This is a genomic window from Pseudomonas sp. IzPS59 (assembly GCF_014863505.1).
GTDB lineage: Bacteria > Pseudomonadota > Gammaproteobacteria > Pseudomonadales > Pseudomonadaceae > Aquipseudomonas > Aquipseudomonas kribbensis.
Genome location: NZ_CP062251.1, coordinates 2,027,573 through 2,046,883, shown reverse-complemented (window position 1 = coordinate 2,046,883; position 19,311 = coordinate 2,027,573). Strand labels below are relative to the sequence as shown.

Below are 19,311 nucleotides of genomic sequence, written 5' to 3'. Positions count from 1 at the left end.
AAAAAATAACCGATTGGGCCCCTTGGGAAAGGCACAAGCTGTTACACCTTGGGGCATAATGCCGACACTTTCATGACCACTGAGGGCCTTTTCATCCATGTCCTCGTCTTTTTCCCCTCGGCTGTAGGGTTTTATTTCATATGATCAAATCGTTGCGTCCTCTGCTCCTGGCCGGCCTTCTTCTTCCCCTGGCCCTGCCCGTCTCCGCTGCCACCATCAACACGTCCCTGACCCCCAACGTCGAAAAAGCCCTCAAGGCCAGCAAGCTGCAGCCCACTGCCCTGTCGCTGGTGATGGTACCGCTGGACGGCCCGGGCACACCGACCGTGTACAACGCCGATGTGTCGGTCAACCCGGCCTCGACCATGAAACTGGTCACCACCTACGCGGCGCTGGAAATGCTCGGCCCCAACCATCAGTGGAAAACCGAGTTCTACACCGACGGCGACCTGAGCGGCGGCATCCTCAACGGCAACCTCTACCTCAAGGGTGGCGGTGATCCGAAGCTGAACATGGAAAAACTCTGGCTGCTGATGCGCGACCTGCGCGCCAACGGCGTAACCCAGATCACCGGCGACCTGGTGCTGGACCGCAGCTTCTTCATTCAGCCGCAACTGCCGGAATTCAACGATGACGGCAATGACGAGAACAAGCCGTTCCTGGTCAAGCCCGACTCGCTGCTGGTCAACCTCAAGGCCCTGCGTTTCGTGGCCCGCAATGACGGCGGCCGGGTACTGATTTCAGTAGAACCGCCGATTGCCAGCATCAAGATCGAGAACACCGTCAAGGCGCTCAACTCCAAGCAATGCACCGGCGGCGTGCGCTACAACCCGGTAACGCAGGCCGATGGCAGCGTGACGGTGACCGTTGCCGGTCAGTTGGGTGAAGGCTGCAGCTCGCAGACTTATCTGTCGCTGCTCGACCACGCGACCTACACCGCCGGCGCCGTGCGGGCGATCTGGAAGGAACTGGGCGGCAGCATCCAGGGCAAGGACCGTCTGGCGCCGACGCCGAGCAACGCCAAGGTGCTGGCCCGTGCCTTCTCGCCGGACCTGGCGGAAATCATCCGCGACATCAACAAATACAGTAACAACACCATGGCCCAGCAGCTGTTCCTGAGCCTTGGCCAGAAATTCCGCAACGAAGCCGACGGCGATGACGCCAAGGCCGGGCAGCGCGTGGTCCGCCAGTGGCTGGCGAGAAAAGGCATCACCGCGCCGCACCTGGTGATGGAGAACGGTTCCGGCCTGTCCCGTGCCGAGCGGGTCAGCGCCCGGGAAATGGCGGCGATGCTGCAAGCCGCGTGGCACAGCCCTTACGCGGCCGAGTACATCAGCTCGCTGCCGATCGCCGGCATGGACGGCACCATGCGTAAACGCCTGAAGACCACCGCGATGCGCGGCGAAGCCCACGTCAAGACCGGCACCCTGAACACCGTGCGCGCCATCGCCGGCTTCAGCCGCGACGTCAACGGCAACACCTGGGCGGTGGTGGCGATCCTCAACGACAAGGCACCGTTCGGCGCGTCGTCGGTTCTGGATCAGGTGCTGCTGGATCTCTACAAACAGCCGCGAGCGCCGCAGACGGCTTCGGTTTTGTAAGCACACCAAAAAACATTGTGGGAGCGAGTTTGCTCGCTCCCACAGGTATTCAGCGGCAAACCGGATCAGTGCATCTGCCGCTCGACCCGGTCCCGCCCGCCCTGCTTCGCCGCGTAAACCCCCGAATCCGCCCGCAACAACAGCGAGTCGGCGCCCTCTCCCGGCCGCCAGCTGGCAATCCCGAAACTCGCGGTCACCACACCGACCACATCCACCGGCGCCCCGCGCAAGCCTTGCCACAACTCCACGGCCAGCATATACGCATGATCGCCGTCGATGTCCGGGCACAGCACCATGAACTCTTCGCCACCGAGACGACAGAACACGTCGGTACGCCGCAGCCGATGGCCGATGCGCTCGCACACCGCCTGCAACACCCGGTCGCCGACCGCGTGGCCGTACTGATCGTTGATCCGTTTGAAGTGGTCGATATCGAGCATGATCACCGACAATTCGCCGCCCCCGCGCTCGACCCGGGCCATTTCGGTGGTCAGGCGCTCCTGGAAATAGCGCCGGTTGTGAATGCCGGTCAGTGCATCGGTCACCGACAGTGCGCGCAGTTCTTCCTCCACGCGCTTCAGGTCGGAGATGTCCGAAATGTAGCCATGCCAGAGCACACCACCGCCCGGCAGTTCCTCGGGCGTCGCTTCGCCGCGCACCCAGCGCAGGCCGCGCTCGGGCAATTGCACGCGGTACTCTTCACGCCACGGACTGAGATTGTCCGCCGAGGCACGGATCGACTTGCGCACGCGGCTGACGTCCTGTGGGTGAATCCGGGTAAAAATTGATTCGGCATTGAGCAGCAACACGTCGGGTTCCAGCTCGTAGATCTCGCGAATGCCGTCACTGGCGTAAATCACGCTGAAGCGCCCGTCGAATTCCATCTTGAACTGATAGATGCCGCCGGGAACATGGGCGCTGAGTTTCTTCAGCAGCACGTCCCGCGCCGCAAGGGCCTCGTGTACGCGCTTGCGTTCGGTGATATCGATGCAGATCGCCAGGTGCCCGACCCACAGCCCCTGCTCATCCAGCACCGGGGTGGCGAGCATGTTCACCGGCAGATGGCTGCCATCCTTGCGCACCAGCGTCCACTCCCGCGCCTCATGCCCGCCGACTTCGCCGCCCTCCACCAGCATCGCCTGGCAGGTCGGGATAGCCTTGCCATAGCGGGCGCTCAGTTCCGCCGCACGGGTGATCAGCTCCCGGGGGAAATGCAGGTTTTCCAGGGTCATATGGCCGACCACCTCGGCGCTGCGATAGCCGAGCATCTGCTCCGCGCCGGGATTGAAGGTGTTGATCACGCCGCGCAGGTCGGTGGCGATGATCGCCACTTGAGTCGCCGCGTTGAGCACCCCGCGCAACTGGCCATGGGTGCCCCGCAGTTCCTGTTCACGCTCATGCAGTTCCTGAGTTCGCAGCTCGACCATCCGCAAGGCTCGCTGGCGCTGGCTGACCAACACATACAGCAGCGCGCTGAGCAGCAGGCTGAGCAAACCGCCGAGGACCACCACGCTGCCAACCGACGAATGGTTGGCCTGCAGGAAGGACTCGCTGGGCGAGATATCGACCTGATAGTCGTGGTCGGCCATGCGCACCAGCCGCGTGGTCGACAGATCGCTGGGCGCCGGATCATTGGTCGACTCGAACAGCACCTCGTGCTGATCATTGGTCGACAGGTCGAGGATGCGCACCGAGAGGTAATCATGCAGCGCGTCAGGCAGCCCGTCGGCAAGCAACTGGCGCATGCTGATCACCGCCATCACATAACCGAAGGACTTGGGCTCACCCTCGCGCCGCACCGGCGCCACCAGCAGCACGCCCCGCGCATAGGCCGGTTCGATACTGACCAGATGCATCGGCTGCGACACCGCCAGGCCGCCGAGCTGGTCGGCACGCTCCAGGGTCGAACGACGCAGCGGCTGGGCCAGCAAGTCGTAACCCAGTGGGGAACCCAGGCGGCTCTGGGTCTGGCTGTACACCACGACGACGTATTCATCCCGGGCGGCGGCCAGTTGCAGTTCGCCGCGGGTATTGAGTTCGCGCACGCTGAAGGTGGTAATGCCTTCCTCACGCACCTGTTGCTCGAACGCGGCGCGCTCGGCACCGCTCACCCGCAAGGCGAACGAATAGGCCTGGGTGCGCAGTAATAAAGGTTGGGTGTAGCCGTCGAATTCGGCGCGGGACACCGATTCGGAGTTGGCGAAGAACCGGCGCAGGCCGTCGAGGCGTTGTTCCTGATCCTGAAAGCGTTCTTCGATACGGCTGTAACGCTCGTTGGCCAGCAGTTGAAAACGCTGGCGCAACTGGCTGTGAAACTGATTGAGGGTGGCCCAGGCCAGCAACCCCGTGAGAATCCCGCCGGCGAGCAATACCAGCAGCGCGACCAGCCAGGCCGAGACTTCTTCGCTGATGAAACCCAGGATCTTGGGGCGCACGGGGTGCAACGACATATGGGCCACTCACTACGCCAGTACTTACGGGATAACCCCATTGGCCGTGAGTGAGTTATAGCTATTAGCCATTAATTTGGCTAGCTCTGATCGGATCCAAGAACCTTTAAAATCAAGGCTCTGTGGATCCAATTATGCAGAGCGTCAACGAGCCGTGATTTTCCAGGCGCGGTGGATCTTGCCGTTGCGGGCGAAATCCGGATCGATGGTGCTGGCGGTGATTTCCTCGACCGCATAACGCTCGGCCAGGTTGTCTTCCAGCTGGAACTTGCGGAAGTTGTTGGAGAAGTACAACACCCCGCCGGCTGCCAGACGCGCCATGGCCAGGTCGATCAACTGTACCTGGTCACGCTGCACGTCGAAGATTCCTTCCATGCGCTTGGAGTTGGAGAAGGTCGGCGGGTCGATGAAGATCAGGTCGTACTCGTCCCGGCTGCTTTCCAGCCACGCCATCACGTCGCCCTGCTCCAGACGGTTCTTGTCGGAGAAACCGTTGAGCGACAGGTTGCGGCGCGCCCAGTCGAGATAGGTTTTCGACAGGTCGACGCTGGTGGTACTGCGCGCACCGCCCTTGGCCGCGTGCACACTGGCGGTCGCGGTGTAGCAGAACAGGTTGAGGAAGCGCTTGCCGGCCGCCTCTTTCTGGATCCGCATGCGCATCGGCCGGTGATCGAGGAACAGCCCCGTGTCGAGGTAGTCGGTGAGGTTCACCAGCAACTTCACCCCACCTTCTGTGACCTCGTTGAACTTGCCCTGGGCCGCCTGACGTTCGTACTGCTTGGTGCCGCTCTGACGCTCGCGGCGCTTGACCACCACGCGACTCTTGTCGATGTTCAGTGCCTGCGGGATGGCCGCCAGCGCATCGAACATGCGGATCGAGGCCTTTTCCGGGTCGATCGACTTCGGCGCGGCGTATTCCTGAACGTGCACCCAGTCGTGATACAGGTCGATGGCCATGGCGTATTCCGGCATGTCCGCATCGTAGACGCGGTAGCAGTCGATGCCTTCGCGCTTGACCCACTTGCCCATGGCCTTGAGGTTCTTCTGCAGGCGGTTGGCAAACATCTGCCCGCCTTCGCTCAGGCGTGGTTGCTCGATCACCGGAGCCGGGGCCGGCGTCGGTTTGATCGGGTTACCGTTCTTGTTGTACTTGCGCTCTTGCGGCTCGTTCGGCGCCTGATCGTATTCGGCTTGCTCGCGCTCGGCCTGGCGTTGCTCCGGAGTACGACGCTCGCCGGTGACGAACTGATCCGGCAACACTTTGATCAACAGCAGCTTGCACGGCAGCGCGCCGTTCCAGAACGAATACTGTTTGTGGCTGCGGATACCCATGCGCTTGCCCAGGTCCGGCGCGCCGGTGAACACCGCGGCTTCCCAGTTCAGGCAGGCCTGACGCAGGCGCTCGCCAAGGTTCTGATAGAGGTACAACAGGCTGGCTTCGTCACCCAGACGCTCACCATACGGCGGGTTGCAGATGACCAGGCCTTTCTGGTTCTGGTCTGGACGCGGTTCGAAGGTCGCCACTTCGCCCTGATAGATCTTGATCCATTCGCTCAGGCCGGCACGCTCGACGTTGTTGCGGCCCGGCTGAATCAGTCGTGGGTCGGCTTCATAACCACGGATCCACAGCGGCGGCTTGGCCAGACCGGCAGCGGCGCGCTCGACGGCTTCTTCGTGCAGTTTCTTCCACAGCGCCGGGACGTGACCGAGCCACGCGGTGAAACCCCACTGCTCGCGGCGCAGGTTCGGCGCCATATCGGCAGCGATCATGCCGGCTTCCACCAGGAACGTGCCGACACCGCACATCGGGTCAGCCAGCGCGCCACCTTCGGCGGCAATGCGCGGCCAGCCGGAACGGATCAGGATCGCGGCTGCCAGGTTTTCCTTCAGCGGTGCAGCGCCCTGCTGCAAGCGGTAGCCGCGCTGGTGCAGGCTGTGGCCGGAGAGGTCGAGGGACAGAATCGCTTCACCGCGATCCAGTCGCAGGTGAATGCGCAGGTCCGGGTTGAGCTTGTCGATGCTCGGGCGATCACCCTGTGGGGTGCGCAGTTTGTCGACGATGGCGTCCTTGACCTTCAAGGCGCCGAAATGGGTGTTATCGATGCCCGAGCCGTGGCCGCTGAATTCAACAGCCAGGGTGCCGTCGGCCAGCATGTGATCCTGCCAGTCGACGTCGAGTACGCCGTGGTACAGGTCTTCGGCGTTTTTCATCGGGAAGCGCTTGAGCACCAGCAACACGCGGTTGGCCAGACGCGACCAGAGGCACAGGCGATAAGCGGTTTCCATGGTCGCCATGCCACGCACGGCGGAGGTGTGCTCGCGGGCTTCTTCAAGGCCAAGCCCGACGGCTTCCTCGATGAGCAGGCCTTCAAGGCCTTTAGGGCAAGTGAGGAAGAGTTCGAAACGGTCGGACATGGTTTTTCCAGAGCCTTTGGCTAATGAACCGGCAACGCATTGCCGATCCGGTTTTCAATCAGGCGCTTTTCTACAAGAGCGCCCGCGTGGCACGAAGGTGTGCCGTTCCATCCCCGCTGCTCGGGTTAAAAGAGCTTAGATGCCGGGACAGATAAAAAAGTTGATGCAACAAAATGACTCAAAGCAACCCTTCGTCGAAAAGTACCCGACGGTAAACGTGGGTCATTCTCACTAAGGCATTAAACCTGTCATACAGCGCAGGGCCGATCATACCGGGGTTTGGTGAATAAACATTCATGAAACCTGGCGTTACTTATCGCCATAGCACCCTTTTCGTTACGTCCTTATGACAAAACGGTCATTCCCTCGATGTGACTCATTGGTTAGAACTGGACACAGGTTGACGTCGCAACGGCGTCAACACCTTGGCTCGCCACGCCGGCAGCGAGCCGCCAACGGCAGAGTTTTTCTGCCAGACCTCAATTGAGGTCGACGCGACAAAAACAGTCAACAAGTGAGGGAAACACCCTATGAGAAGACTTAAGCGTGATCCGTTGGAAAGAGCATTTTTGCGCGGATATCAATATGGCGTTGGTGGCAAATCCCGTGAGCTTTGCCCATTTACTCTACCGTCGGTACGTCAAGCCTGGATCAACGGCTGGCGAGAAGGACGCGGCGACAACTGGGACGGTATGACCGGCACTGCGGGAATCCACAGACTCAACGAACTTCACGCCGTCGGCTGACACAGGGCATTTATTCCGACACGACAATCTGATTTCGCAACACCCTGATCACCATGCACGTCCTTCCCGGACGGCGGGCTACGGCCCAGGGGCTCCTTCGAGGAGCCCTTTTTTATGCCTGCCGTTTATGTCCGACGATCAGCGCTTGGCGGCGATGGCGTCCACGGACTCGCGGATCAGCGCCGGGCCCTTGTAGATGAAGCCGGAGTAGATCTGCACCAGGCTCGCGCCGGCAGCGATCTTCTCGGCCGCATGCTTGCCTTCGGTGATGCCGCCGGCTGCGATGATCGGCAGCTTGCCGCCCAGCTCGGACGCCAGCACTTTCACGGTGTGAGTGCTCTTCTCACGCACCGGTGCACCGGACAAACCTCCCGCCTCGTCACCGTGTTCCATGCCTTCGACGCCCACGCGGCTGAGGGTGGTGTTGGTGGCGATCACCGCGTCCATCCCGGTTTCGATCAGCGCTTGCGCGACTTGCGCGGTTTCTTCGTCGGTCATGTCCGGCGCGATCTTGATCGCCAGCGGTACATGTTTGCCGTGACGCAGGGCCAGTTCGGCGCGACGTGTGGCCAGATCCGCCAGCAACTGCTTGAGCGAATCGCCGAATTGCAGGCTGCGCAGGCCCGGGGTGTTCGGCGAACTGACGTTGACCGTGACGTAACTGGCGTGGGCGTAAACCTTGTCCAGGCAGATCAGGTAGTCATCCACCGCCCGCTCGACCGGGGTGTCGAAGTTCTTGCCGATGTTGATCCCCAGCACGCCCTTGTATTTGGCCGCCGCCACCCGCGCCAGCAGGTTATCCACACCGAGGTTGTTGAAACCCATGCGGTTGATGATCGCCTCGGCTTCCGGCAGGCGGAAAATCCGCGGTTTCGGGTTGCCCGGCTGCGGGCGCGGGGTCACGGTGCCGATTTCGACAAAACCGAAACCCAGCTGCGCGAAGCCGTCGATGGCCGCGCCGTTCTTGTCCAGACCGGCCGCCAGACCCACCGGGTTCGGGAACTGCAGGCCCATGACGTTCACCGGCAGCGACGCCGGCGCCTTGCACAGCAAGCCGTTGAGGCCCAAACGCCCGCCCGCGCCGATCAGATCCAGCGACAGATCGTGGGAGGTTTCCGGGGAAAGTTTGAACAACAGCTGACGGGCCAGGGTGTACATGGGCGGCTATGACTCGGGCGGCGAAAAGAGGCGGCGATTATAGCCGGGCATCGCCCTGCCGCGCGAGGCGCATGCGCAAATCCGCTGCGCTGGCATATGCCTTGCACCTGCTCCTGCATCAGCCCGCAGGCCAATGGTGGTGTGCAGGCAAGGACAATGGCGTCGTCTCTCGGTTTTGCGCGGGCAAAGCCTCGGACGGCGTTTTTTTTGAGGGTGGTTTTTCATGACTCAAACCTCCGTCGGGCCACTGGCCTGGGTCAACGGCAGCGATGCCCCGGAAAAAAGCGCGATCAACCTCGGCTTCATGGCCCTGAGCGACTGCGCCTCGGTGGTGGTCGCCGCCACCCAGGGCTTTGCCCAGCCTTACGGCCTGACCCTGAACCTCAAGCGCCAGAGCTCATGGGCAAACCTGCGGGACAATCTGGTCAGCGGCGAACTCGATGCCGCCCACAGCCTCTACGGCCTGATCTACGCGGTGCACCTGGGCATCGGCGGCGTTGCTTCCACCGACATGGCGGTGCTGATGGGTCTGAACCAGAACGGCCAGAGCCTTAACCTGTCCCACGGCTTGCAAGGGCTGGGCGTGACCGGTCCTGAGGCGCTGGACCGTCATGTGCACCAAACCCGCGCAAGGCTGACCTTCGCCCAGACCTTCCCCACCGGCACCCATGCCATGTGGCTCTATTACTGGCTGGCGAGCCAGGGCATCCATCCGTTGCAGGATGTCGACAGCGTGGTGGTGCCGCCGCCGCAAATGGTCGCGCACCTGCAGGCCGGTCGCATCGATGGTTTCTGCGTGGGCGAGCCGTGGGCCGCCAGCGCCGTGCAGCAGGATCTCGGTTTCACCCTGGCGACCAGCCAGACCATCTGGCCCGACCATCCGGAAAAAGTCCTCGGCTGCACCCGCGCCTTTGTCGAGCAATACCCCAACACGGCCCGGGCGCTGGTGATGGCGATCCTCGAAGCCAGCCGTTTCATCGAAGAAAGCCCGGAAAACCGCCGCAGCACCGCGCAACTGCTCAGCGCTGCCGAGTACCTCGACGCCCCGGATTCCTGCATCGAGCCGCGTTTTCTCGGTGCCTACGACGACGGTCTGGGCAACCGCTGGCAGGATCCGCACGCCCTGCGCTTTCACGGCGATGGTGCGGTGAATCTGCCGTATCTGTCGGACGGCATGTGGTTCATGACCCAGTTTCGCCGTTGGGGTTTGCTGCGTGACGACCCGGATTACCTCGCCGTCGCCCGCCAGGTGCAACAACTGGCGCTGTACCGCGACGCCGCCAGCGCAGTTGGTGTGCCAGTCGGCACGGAGGACATCCGCAGCAGCCAGTTGATCGACGGCAAGGTCTGGGATGGCAGCGACCCGGCTGCCTACGCGCAAAGCTTCAAGCTGCACGCGCTAAGCAACACCGCCCCTCTTCTCGCCCGTCGCTGACAGGAGACCGCAAACATGCTGCGCATTCTGCTGATCAACGACACGGCGAAAAAAGTCGGGCGCCTGAAAGCTGCGCTGACCGAGGCCGGTTTCGAGGTGATCGACGAGTCCGGCCTGACCATCGACCTGCCGGCGCGCGTCGAAACGGTGCGCCCGGACGTGATCCTGATCGATACCGAGTCACCGGGCCGCGATGTGATGGAACAAGTGGTACTGGTCAGCCGCGACCAGCCCCGGCCGATCGTGATGTTCACCGACGAGCACGACCCCGGTGTGATGCGTCAGGCGATCAAGTCCGGGGTCAGTGCCTACATTGTCGAGGGCATTCACGCACAACGTTTGCAGCCGATTCTCGACGTGGCCATGGCCCGCTTCGAAAGCGACCAGGCCCTGCGCGCCCAGCTTCAGGCCCGCGACCAGCAACTGGCCGAGCGCAAACGCATCGAACTGGCCAAAGGGCTGTTGATGAAAATGAAGGACTGCAACGAAGAAGAGGCCTACACCCTGATGCGCCGCCAGGCCATGAGCCGCCAGCAGAAACTGATACAGGTCGCGGAGCAGATCATTGCCATGAGCGAGTTGCTTGGCTGAGCTGGCACAAATCTCGCTAAGCAATCCCTACAGGTAACCAACGGCGGTTGCCCCACCCACGACAAAGACGTCGCTCACCTTCTTCGCCCCTTTCGGCGATCCGGGTAGCGGCGTTTTTGCGTTTTGGCCCCATTGACCGGGGCCGGTGGTGCGGCCGTGGCGGCGCCCCACTGTGCTGGTTCTGACTCCTTCTCGAGATTCTCTACCGCTGAGGTGCGCGATGAATAAAAGCTTCTGGAAATCCGGCCACACCCCGACCCTGTTCGCGGCCTTCCTGTATTTCGACCTGAGCTTCATGGTCTGGTATCTGCTCGGCCCGCTGGCGGTGCAGATCGCCGCCGACCTGCACCTGACCACCCAACAGCGCGGCCTCGTAGTGGCCACGCCGATCCTGGCCGGCGCCGTGCTGCGCTTTGCGATGGGCATGCTTGCCGATCGCCTGTCGCCGAAAACCGCCGGGCTGATCGGCCAGGTGATCGTGATCTGCGCGCTGTTCGGCGCCTGGAAGCTGGGCATTCACAGTTACGAACAGGCCCTGCTGCTTGGCCTGTTCCTCGGCATGGCCGGCGCTTCGTTTGCCGTGGCGCTGCCGCTGGCCTCGCAGTGGTATCCGCCGGAGCATCAGGGCAAGGCGATGGGCATCGCAGGCGCCGGCAACTCCGGCACCGTGTTCGCCGCGCTGATCGCCCCGGTGCTGGCCGCGTCGTTCGGCTGGAGCAACGTGTTCGGTTTCGCCCTGATTCCGCTGATCCTGACCCTGGTGCTGTTCGCCTGGCTGGCGAAAAACGCGCCGGAGCGACCAAAAGCCAAATCCATGGCCGACTACTTCAAGGCTCTGGGCGACCGCGACAGTTGGTGGTTCATGTTTTTCTACAGCGTCACCTTCGGCGGCTTCATCGGCCTGGCCAGCGCCCTGCCCGGCTACTTCAACGATCAATACGGTTTGAGCCCGGTCACCGCCGGTTACTACACCGCCGCCTGCGTGTTCGGCGGCAGCCTGATGCGACCGCTGGGCGGTGCGCTGGCTGACCGTTTCGGCGGGATTCGCACGCTGCTGGCGATGTACACGGTGGCGGCGATCTGCATCGCGGCCGTCGGTTTCAACCTGCCCAGTTCCTACGCGGCGCTGGCACTGTTCGTCTGCACCATGCTCGGTCTCGGCGCGGGTAATGGCGCGGTGTTCCAACTGGTGCCGCAACGCTTTCGCCGCGAGATCGGCGTGATGACCGGGCTGATCGGCATGGCCGGTGGCATCGGCGGTTTTGCCCTGGCGGCCGGCATGGGCGCAATCAAACAGAGCACCGGCAGTTATCAACTGGCGCTGTGGTTGTTCGCTAGCCTTGGCGTGTTGGCATGGTTCGGCCTGCACGGCGTCAAACGTCGCTGGAGAACCACCTGGGGTTCGGCGGCCGTGACCGCTGCCCGGGTCTGAGGCCCGCATGGCCCTGCAACTGAGCTTCGCCGAAGCCAGCGCCACCGGCCCGCGCGCGGAGAATCAGGACGCCTTGCGCCTGGTCACGCCGGCCCCGGCGCTGGCCGCCAGCAAAGGGTTTCTGTTCGCCATCGCCGACGGCGTCAGCCAGTGCGCCGATGGCGGTCTGGCTGCGCGCTCGACCTTGCAGGCACTGGCGCTGGACTACTACGCCACCCCGCAGACCTGGAGCGTGGCCCAGGCACTGGATCGCCTGTTGCTCGCGCAAAATCGCTGGTTGCAGGCCAATGGCGGTGGCCAGCCATTGCTCACCACCGTCAGCGCGCTGGTCCTGCGCGGCAGACGCTTCACACTGGCGCATGTGGGGGATTGCCGGGTCTATCGCTGGCATACCGACAGCCTGCAGCGGATCACCGAGGATCACGTCTGGGAGCAACCGGGCATGCAGCACGTGCTCAAGCGTGCACTAGGCCTGGACCAACATCTGGTACTGGATTTTCTCGACGGCGAGCTGCGTGAGGGCGAGAACTTCGTGCTGCTCAGCGACGGTGTCTGGGCCGCGCTCGGCGACACGGCCATCGCCGGGATTCTGCGTGATCAACCGGATCTGCACAGTGCGGCACAAACACTGGTCAACGCCGCGCATCTGGCCGGCAGCCAGGACAACGCCAGCGCCTTGCTGGTGCGGGTCGATGCCGTGGGGGAAGCGAGCATCGGCGATGCGCTGATCCAGTTGCAGCAATGGCCGCTGCCCCCATTGCTCAAACCGGGCCAGACCTTCGAGGGCTGGCAGGTGCAAGGCATCGTTGGTCAGAGCCAGCAATCGCTGCTGTATCGCGTCCTCGATAACCAAGGCCAGACGTGGCTGTTGAAAACCTTGCCCACACGGCTGGCGGACGATGCCCACGCAGGTCAGGCCTTGCTGGCGGAAGAATGGTTTCTCAAACGCGTGGCCGGGCGACATTTCCCTGAAGTCCATAGCGCCAGTCAGCGTCAGCATTTGTACTACGTGATGCGTGAATATTCGGGGATCACACTGGCGCGTCTGTTCGAGCAAAGCGGTCCGCTGCCCCTGCCTCAGTGGCAGGACGTGGCCGAACGCCTGTTGCGGGCCGTCGGCCTGCTGCATCGGCGGCAGATTCTGCACCGCGACATCAAACCGGAGAACCTGCTGCTGGGGGACGACGGCGAGTTGCGCTTGCTGGATTTCGGTCTGGCGTATTGCCCCGGCCTTTCGCAAGACACGCCGTCGACACTGCCGGGAACCCCGAGTTATATCGCCCCGGAGTCTTTTCGTGGCGATGCACCCGAGGCTCGTCAGGATCTGTACGCGGTGGGCGTGACCTTGTATTTCCTGCTCACCGGACACTTCCCCTACGGAGAAATCGAAGCCTTCCAGCGTCCGCGTTTCGGGGTGCCGGTGAGTGCGGCTCGATATCGGCCGGATCTGCCGGAATGGCTGGCGCAGAGTCTGGAACGTGGCGTCTCGGCCGATCCGTTGCAACGCTATGAAACCGCCGAGGAATGGTTGTTCACGCTGGAGCAGGGTGAACGCCGCAGCCTGAATGTACGCCCTCGTCCTTTGCTCGAACGGGAACCGCTGAAGGTCTGGCGGACATTGGCGTTACTGGCGCTGCTGGGCAATCTGGTGCTGCTGTTTCTGTTGTTTCACGGCTGATGCGGCGCTCCATTAACGGGCGTGCCGCTTCCATTCAGTGCAAAAACCACAATGAACATCTGGCCAATTCCAGCACTAACCCAATGAATTCGCGGCTCACCGCGACTTGGCACAACCACTGCATTAACGTGCTCAACTGACATAAAGCCCGACCTTCAACGACGAAGGCCAGGCTTCCCGAGAGAACGGGACAAGGACAAAGGCGTCCTCGCTAGGTAACTGGCGGGACGCCTTTTTTGTTTGCGCCATTTTTGTCGAGCAAGGCCTGACTGCCCACAAGAGGCAAGCCCGAAGCTCCCCGGAGAACCTGATGAAAAAACTCAAACTGGTGATGATCGGCAATGGCATGGCCGGGGTCCGTACCCTGGAAGAACTGCTCAAGCTGAGCAACGAGCTGTACGACATCACGGTCTTCGGCGCCGAGCCCCACACCAACTACAACCGCATCCTGTTGTCGCCGGTATTGGCCGGCGAACAGACCTTCGAAGAGATCGTGCTCAACGACCTCGACTGGTACCTGGAAAACGGCATCAAATTGCTGCTCAACCGCAAAGTGGTGGAGATCGACCGGGTCAAGCGCCGGGTGATCGCCGAGGACGGCACCGAGGCCGAATACGATCGCCTGCTGATCGCCACCGGCTCGACCCCGTTCATCCTGCCGATCCCCGGCAACACCTTGCAGGGCGTGATCGGTTACCGCGACATCGCCGACACCCAGGCGATGATCGACACCGCCAGGACCCACAAGCACGCCGTGGTGATCGGCGGCGGCCTGCTCGGCCTCGAAGCGGCCAACGGCCTGATGCTGCGCGGCATGCACGTCACGGTGGTGCACCTCGGTGAATGGCTGCTGGAGCGGCAACTGGACAAGACCAGCGGCCAGCTCCTGCAAACCGCGCTCGAATCCCGTGGCCTGCACTTTCGCCTGTGCGAACAGACCCAGGTCCTGCACGACGCCGGCAACGGCCGCGTCGGCTCGGTGCAATTCAAGAACGGCGACATCATTCCTGCCGATCTGGTGGTGATGGCCGCCGGCATTCGCCCCAATACCGAACTGGCGGAAAAGGCCGGCATCCCCTGCAACCGCGGGATTCTGGTCAACGACACCCTGCAGACCTACGACCCGCGCATCTATGCCATCGGCGAATGCGCCAGCCACCGTGGCATCGCCTACGGTCTGGTCGCGCCACTGTTCGAACAGGCCAAGGTCTGCGCCAACCATCTGGCGCAACTGGGTTTCGCCCGCTATCAGGGTTCGGTGACGTCGACCAAATTGAAAGTCACCGGCATCGACCTGTTTTCCGCCGGCGACTTCATGGGCGGCGAAGGCACCGAGACCATCACCCTCTCCGACCCGATCGGCGGGGTGTACAAAAAACTGGTGATCAAGGATGACGTGCTGGTCGGTGCCTGTCTGTACGGCGATACGGCAGATGGCGGTTGGTATTTCCGACAGATTCGTGAGAATCACGCCATCGGCGAGATCCGCGATCACCTGATGTTTGGCGAAAATGCTTTAGGCGACGTAGGACATCAGGGCCAGGACAAAGCCATGAGCATGGCCGACAACGCCGAAGTCTGCGGCTGCAACGGTGTGTGCAAGGGCACCATCGTCAAGGCGATTCAGGAACACGGGCTGTTCAGCGTCGACGAGGTGAAAAAACACACCAAGGCCGCCAGTTCCTGCGGTTCCTGCGCCGGGCTGGTCGAGCAGATCCTGATCAACACCGTCGGCGGTGCGGCGGACGTCAAACCGAAAAGCGAAAAAGCCATCTGCGGTTGTAGCGATCTCAACCACGGCCAGATCCGCCAGGCCATTCGCGAGCAGCACCTGCTGACCATCGCCGACACCATGAGTTACCTCAACTGGCGCACCCCGAACGGCTGCGCCACCTGCCGCCCGGCCCTCAACTACTACCTGATTTCCACCTGGCCCGGCGAAGCCAAGGACGATCCGCAGTCGCGCCTGATCAACGAGCGGGCCCACGCCAACATCCAGAAGGACGGCACCTACTCGGTGGTGCCGAGGATGTGGGGCGGCGTGACCAACCCGTCGGAACTGCGGCGGATCGCCGACGTGGCGGACAAATATCAGGTGCCGATGGTCAAGGTCACCGGCGGCCAGCGCATCGACCTGCTGGGGATCAAGAAGCAGGACCTGCCCGGCGTGTGGAAAGACCTCGACATGCCGTCCGGCCACGCCTACGGCAAGTCGATCCGCACCGTGAAAACCTGCGTCGGCAGCGAGTTCTGCCGCTTCGGCACACAGAATTCAACTCAGTTGGGCATCGACCTCGAACATGACCTGTTCAACATGTGGTCGCCGCACAAAGTGAAGCTGGCGGTCTCCGGATGCCCGCGCAACTGCTCGGAAGCAGGGATCAAGGACGTAGGAATTATCGGCGTCGATTCCGGCTGGGAGATGTACATCGGTGGCAACGGCGGGATCAAGACCGAAGTCGCCGAGTTCTTCGTCAAGCTCAAGACCGCCGAGGAAGTACGCGAATACAACGGCGCGTTCCTGCAGCTGTACCGCGAAGAAGCCTTCTACCTCGAACGCACCGTGCACTACCTGCAACGGGTCGGCATGGAGCACATCAAGAAAGCCGTGCTGGAAGATCCCGAGCGCCGCAAGGCCCTGAACGAGCGCCTGCAATTCTCCCTGTCGTTCGAACAGGACCCGTGGAAAGAACGCCTCGCCCAGCCGCAACTGAAGAAAGAGTTCGACGTGATCCCCGTGAAAAACCTGGAGGTGCCGGCATGAACTGGCTCGATATCTGTGCCCTGGAAGAGATCAATGCCCTCGGTTCGCGGATCATTGCCGGGCCCAAAGGTGACATCGCGATCTTTCGCACAAGCGACGACGAAGTTTTCGCACTCGATGACCGCTGCCCGCACAAGGGTGGCCCGCTGTCTCAGGGCCTGATCTACGGCAAGCGAGTGGCCTGCCCGCTGCATAACTGGCAGATCGACCTGCAGTCCGGCGAAGCCCAGGCACCGGACGTCGGTTGCGCGCACCATCATCCGGCCCGGGTCGAAAACGGCCGCGTGCAACTGGCCCTGCGGGACGCCGTCTGATGAACCGCCAGACGACCGCCTCGACCTGCTGTTATTGCGGGGTCGGCTGCGGCGTGCTGATCGAGCATGACGGCGAGCGCATTCTCGGCGTCAGCGGCGATCCGGCGCACCCGGCCAACTTCGGCAAATTGTGCAGCAAAGGCTCGACCCTGCACCTGACCGGCGATCTGGCGGCGCGGGCGCTGTACCCGGAATTGCGCCTGGGCAAAGGACTTGCGCGCAGCCGCTGCGACTGGGACACCGCGCTGGAACACGCCGCCAACGTGTTCGCCGAAACCATCGCCGAACACGGCCCCGACAGCGTAGCGTTCTACATCTCCGGACAGCTGCTGACCGAGGACTACTACGCCTTCAACAAGCTGGCGCGGGCGCTGGTCGGCACCAACAACATCGACAGCAACTCGCGACTTTGCATGTCTTCGGCCGTGGTCGGCTACAAACGCAGCCTCGGCGCCGACGCACCACCGTGCAGCTACGAGGACCTGGAGCTGAGCGATTGCGTGATGATCGTCGGCAGTAACATGGCCTACGCCCACCCGGTACTGTTTCGTCGGCTCGAAGAGGCCAAATCCCGCCGCCCGCAGATGAAAGTCATCGTCATCGACCCACGGCGCACCGATACCTGTGATTTGGCAGATCTGCATCTGGCGATTCTGCCGGGCACCGATGTCGCTTTGTTCCATGGGATTTTGCATTTGTTGTTGTGGGAAGACCGGATCGACCGCGACTTTATCAAGGCCCATACCGAAGGCCTTGCCGAGCTGAAAAGCCTGGTGCGCGATTACACCCCGGCCATGGTTTCGCAGTTGTGCGGGATCAGCGTCGAGCAGTTGCAGCAATGCGCCGAGTGGATCGGTACCGCGCCGAGTTTCCTGTCGCTGTGGTGCATGGGGTTGAACCAGTCCACCGCCGGTAGCGCGAAGAACAGTGCGCTAATCAATCTGCACCTGGCCACCGGCCAAATCGGCCGGCCGGGTGCAGGACCTTTCTCCCTGACCGGTCAGCCGAATGCCATGGGCGGGCGGGAAACCGGCAGCCTTTCCAACCTGTTGCCAGGCCATCGTGAAGTAGCCAATCCGGAGCATCGCGCCGAAGTGGCGGCGTATTGGGGTGTGGATAAGCTGCCGGAAAATACCGGGCTCAGCGCCATCGAACTGTTTGAACAGGTGCGCAACGGCAAGATCAAGGCGCTGTGGATTGCCTGCACCAACCCGGCGCAATCGATGCCGGACCAGAATACTGTGCGGGCTGCGCTGCAGGCTTGTCCGTTCGTGGTGTTGCAGGAAGCGTTTCGCACCACCGAAACCGCAGCGTTTGCCGACGTGCTGTTGCCGGCGGCCAGCTGGGGCGAGAAAGAAGGCTCGGTGACCAACTCCGAACGGCGGATTTCCCACGTCCGCAAAGCCATTGCCGCACCGGGTGAAGCACGGCCGGACTGGGCGATCACGGTAAATTTCGCACAACGACTGGAGAAACGGCTGCGTCCGCAACAGCCGAGCCTGTTTGCGTTTGACCGCCCCGCGCAGTTGTTCGATGAATTCAAGGCACTGACCCGTGGCCGCGATCTGGACCTGTCCGGCATCAGCCACGAGTTGATCGATGAAATCGGTCCGCAACAATGGCCGTTTCCTCAGGGCGCCCGGCAAGGCACTCCACGCCTGTACTGCGACGGCGTATTTCCTACGGCCAGCGGTCGCGCGCAGTTCGTTGCCGACCCCTACCGCGCTGCCAAGGAGCAACGGGACGCGCGCTTTCCACTGACCCTGATCACCGGCCGTCTGCGCGATCAATGGCACGGTATGAGCCGCACCGGCACAGCAGCGCAGTTGTTCGGGCATGTCAGCGAAGCCGTGCTGAGTCTGCACCCGGACGAATTGCGCCGGCACCGTTTGCAGCCGGGGGATCTGGTGAATCTGAAGAGCCGCCGGGGAGCGGTGATCGTGGCGGTCGCCAGCGATGACAGTGTTCGTCCGGGCCAGGCCTTTCTGCCGATGCACTGGGGCGACCGTTTTCTCAAAGGCGGCGTGAATTGCCTGACCCTGCCCGCCTTCGATCCCTTGTCGAAACAACCGGAACTCAAGCACAGCGGTGTACGCCTGGAGCCGGTGGATCTGCCCTGGCAGCTTTTCGCACTGATCGAGGGCGATGTTCAACGGCACTTTGAGGCGCTTCGACCGCTGTGTGAGGCGTTTTCCTACGTCAGCCTCAGCCTTGTCGGTCGCGAGCGTCCGGCGTTGCTGATACGCGCTGCCAGCGCCGCCGCGCCCGATCCGCAATTGCTGCGCGAAATCGATCAGTGCCTGGCCCTGATCGAGGGCCCGGTGCTGGCCTATGAAGATCCGCGCCGGGCCATCGGCAAACGGGTACGTATCGAGAGCGGGCGAATCACGGCGATCCGCCTCGCCGGTGAAACCCTCGCCCAGCATTGGCTGCAAGGCCTGTGGCTGGAGGGCCGCGCGGACGAACAACTGCGGCGCTGGCTGCTGGCGCCGATGAGCGCGCCGCCGGGCAATGCCGGTGTGCAAAGCGTTACCGACAAGACCTTGTGCAATTGCAGGAACGTCAGCCATAGCGCGGTCTGCGCCGGGATTCGTGAAGGTCTGGATTTGCAGGGTTTGAAAAACACACTGGGCTGCGGCACGCAATGCGGTTCCTGCGTCCCGGAAATCAAGCGTTTGCTGGCCGCCGAAGCACGGCCGGTCGCCGTTATCTGAAGAGGAAAACACC

12 protein-coding genes are annotated in these 19,311 nt (G+C 62.6%); 9 read left to right on the top strand and 3 right to left on the bottom strand.

Annotation, left to right across the window (positions count from 1 at the left end; genetic code table 11):
• Nucleotides 1-140: 140 nt before the first annotated feature.
• On the top strand, nt 141-1,601 hold the full coding sequence (dacB, locus tag IF189_RS09300) for a D-alanyl-D-alanine carboxypeptidase/D-alanyl-D-alanine-endopeptidase (protein ID WP_114882038.1): 1,461 nt from the start codon (nt 141-143) through the stop codon (nt 1,599-1,601).
• A 65-nt stretch (nt 1,602-1,666) separates the two neighbouring features.
• Here the strand turns inward: dacB and IF189_RS09295 are convergent, their stop codons facing one another.
• Together IF189_RS09295 and rlmKL are read right to left on the bottom strand one after the other, a co-directional pair.
• Entirely contained in the window at nt 1,667-4,051 is a 2,385-nt protein-coding gene (locus IF189_RS09295; protein ID WP_192553154.1) for a diguanylate cyclase, read from the bottom strand.
• A gap of 144 nt (nt 4,052-4,195) precedes the next feature.
• Nucleotides 4,196-6,466: a bifunctional 23S rRNA (guanine(2069)-N(7))-methyltransferase RlmK/23S rRNA (guanine(2445)-N(2))-methyltransferase RlmL gene (gene rlmKL, locus IF189_RS09290; RefSeq protein WP_134826006.1), complete on the bottom strand. Its 2,271-nt coding sequence runs from the start codon at nt 6,464-6,466 to the stop codon at nt 4,196-4,198.
• A 530-nt stretch (nt 6,467-6,996) separates the two neighbouring features.
• On the opposite strand from rlmKL, the gene rmf reads away from it, so the two are divergent.
• On the top strand, nt 6,997-7,212 hold the full coding sequence (rmf, locus tag IF189_RS09285) for a ribosome modulation factor (RefSeq protein WP_003223300.1): 216 nt from the start codon (nt 6,997-6,999) through the stop codon (nt 7,210-7,212).
• 138 nt (nt 7,213-7,350) lie between these two features.
• Here rmf and IF189_RS09280 read toward each other — a convergent pair whose 3' ends face one another.
• Nucleotides 7,351-8,370, bottom strand: a complete 1,020-nt coding sequence (locus tag IF189_RS09280) for a quinone-dependent dihydroorotate dehydrogenase (RefSeq protein WP_011333259.1) — start codon at nt 8,368-8,370, stop codon at nt 7,351-7,353.
• A 223-nt stretch (nt 8,371-8,593) separates the two neighbouring features.
• Between IF189_RS09280 and IF189_RS09275 the strand changes: the two genes are divergently transcribed.
• The 7 genes from IF189_RS09275 to IF189_RS09245 all read left to right on the top strand — a co-directional run bounded on the left by IF189_RS09275 (nt 8,594) and on the right by IF189_RS09245 (nt 19,298).
• A complete protein-coding gene (locus tag IF189_RS09275; RefSeq protein WP_192553153.1) occupies nt 8,594-9,805 on the top strand; it encodes a CmpA/NrtA family ABC transporter substrate-binding protein in 1,212 nt (403 codons plus the stop codon).
• 15 nt (nt 9,806-9,820) lie between these two features.
• Complete coding sequence (locus tag IF189_RS09270; RefSeq protein ID WP_134826004.1) at nt 9,821-10,396, top strand: ANTAR domain-containing response regulator; 576 nt, start codon at nt 9,821-9,823, stop codon at nt 10,394-10,396.
• A 220-nt stretch (nt 10,397-10,616) separates the two neighbouring features.
• Nucleotides 10,617-11,828 (top strand): nitrate/nitrite transporter, encoded by a 1,212-nt coding sequence (locus IF189_RS09265; protein ID WP_192553152.1) that lies wholly within the window; start codon nt 10,617-10,619, stop codon nt 11,826-11,828.
• A gap of 7 nt (nt 11,829-11,835) precedes the next feature.
• A complete protein-coding gene (locus IF189_RS09260; protein ID WP_192553151.1) occupies nt 11,836-13,506 on the top strand; it encodes a bifunctional protein-serine/threonine kinase/phosphatase in 1,671 nt (556 codons plus the stop codon).
• Nucleotides 13,507-13,816: 310 nt separating this feature from the next.
• Complete coding sequence (gene nirB / locus IF189_RS09255) at nt 13,817-16,270, top strand: nitrite reductase large subunit NirB (protein WP_134826001.1); 2,454 nt, start codon at nt 13,817-13,819, stop codon at nt 16,268-16,270.
• Nucleotides 16,267-16,584, top strand: a complete 318-nt coding sequence (gene nirD / locus IF189_RS09250; protein WP_007951992.1) for a nitrite reductase small subunit NirD — start codon at nt 16,267-16,269, stop codon at nt 16,582-16,584. Before nirB ends, nirD begins: the two co-directional genes overlap by 4 nt.
• Nucleotides 16,584-19,298 (top strand): nitrate reductase, encoded by a 2,715-nt coding sequence (locus IF189_RS09245; protein WP_192553150.1) that lies wholly within the window; start codon nt 16,584-16,586, stop codon nt 19,296-19,298. The genes nirD and IF189_RS09245 overlap by 1 nt, the downstream gene beginning before the upstream one ends.
• The last annotated feature ends 13 nt before the right edge of the window (nt 19,299-19,311 follow it).

What these genes read in the sequence shown, in the direction of transcription:
- nirD (WP_007951992.1), top strand. Translation starts at nt 16,267, where the DNA reads ATGAACTGGCTCGATATCTGTGCCCTGGAAGAGATCAATGCCCTCGGT.
- IF189_RS09265 (WP_192553152.1), top strand. Translation starts at nt 10,617, where the DNA reads ATGAATAAAAGCTTCTGGAAATCCGGCCACACCCCGACCCTGTTCGCG.
- rlmKL (WP_134826006.1), bottom strand. Translation starts at nt 6,466, where the DNA reads ATGTCCGACCGTTTCGAACTCTTCCTCACTTGCCCTAAAGGCCTTGAA.
- rmf (WP_003223300.1), top strand. Translation starts at nt 6,997, where the DNA reads ATGAGAAGACTTAAGCGTGATCCGTTGGAAAGAGCATTTTTGCGCGGA.
- IF189_RS09280 (WP_011333259.1), bottom strand. Translation starts at nt 8,370, where the DNA reads ATGTACACCCTGGCCCGTCAGCTGTTGTTCAAACTTTCCCCGGAAACC.
- IF189_RS09275 (WP_192553153.1), top strand. Translation starts at nt 8,594, where the DNA reads ATGACTCAAACCTCCGTCGGGCCACTGGCCTGGGTCAACGGCAGCGAT.
- dacB (WP_114882038.1), top strand. Translation starts at nt 141, where the DNA reads ATGATCAAATCGTTGCGTCCTCTGCTCCTGGCCGGCCTTCTTCTTCCC.
- nirB (WP_134826001.1), top strand. Translation starts at nt 13,817, where the DNA reads ATGAAAAAACTCAAACTGGTGATGATCGGCAATGGCATGGCCGGGGTC.
- IF189_RS09295 (WP_192553154.1), bottom strand. Translation starts at nt 4,051, where the DNA reads ATGTCGTTGCACCCCGTGCGCCCCAAGATCCTGGGTTTCATCAGCGAA.
- IF189_RS09245 (WP_192553150.1), top strand. Translation starts at nt 16,584, where the DNA reads ATGAACCGCCAGACGACCGCCTCGACCTGCTGTTATTGCGGGGTCGGC.
- IF189_RS09270 (WP_134826004.1), top strand. Translation starts at nt 9,821, where the DNA reads ATGCTGCGCATTCTGCTGATCAACGACACGGCGAAAAAAGTCGGGCGC.
- IF189_RS09260 (WP_192553151.1), top strand. Translation starts at nt 11,836, where the DNA reads ATGGCCCTGCAACTGAGCTTCGCCGAAGCCAGCGCCACCGGCCCGCGC.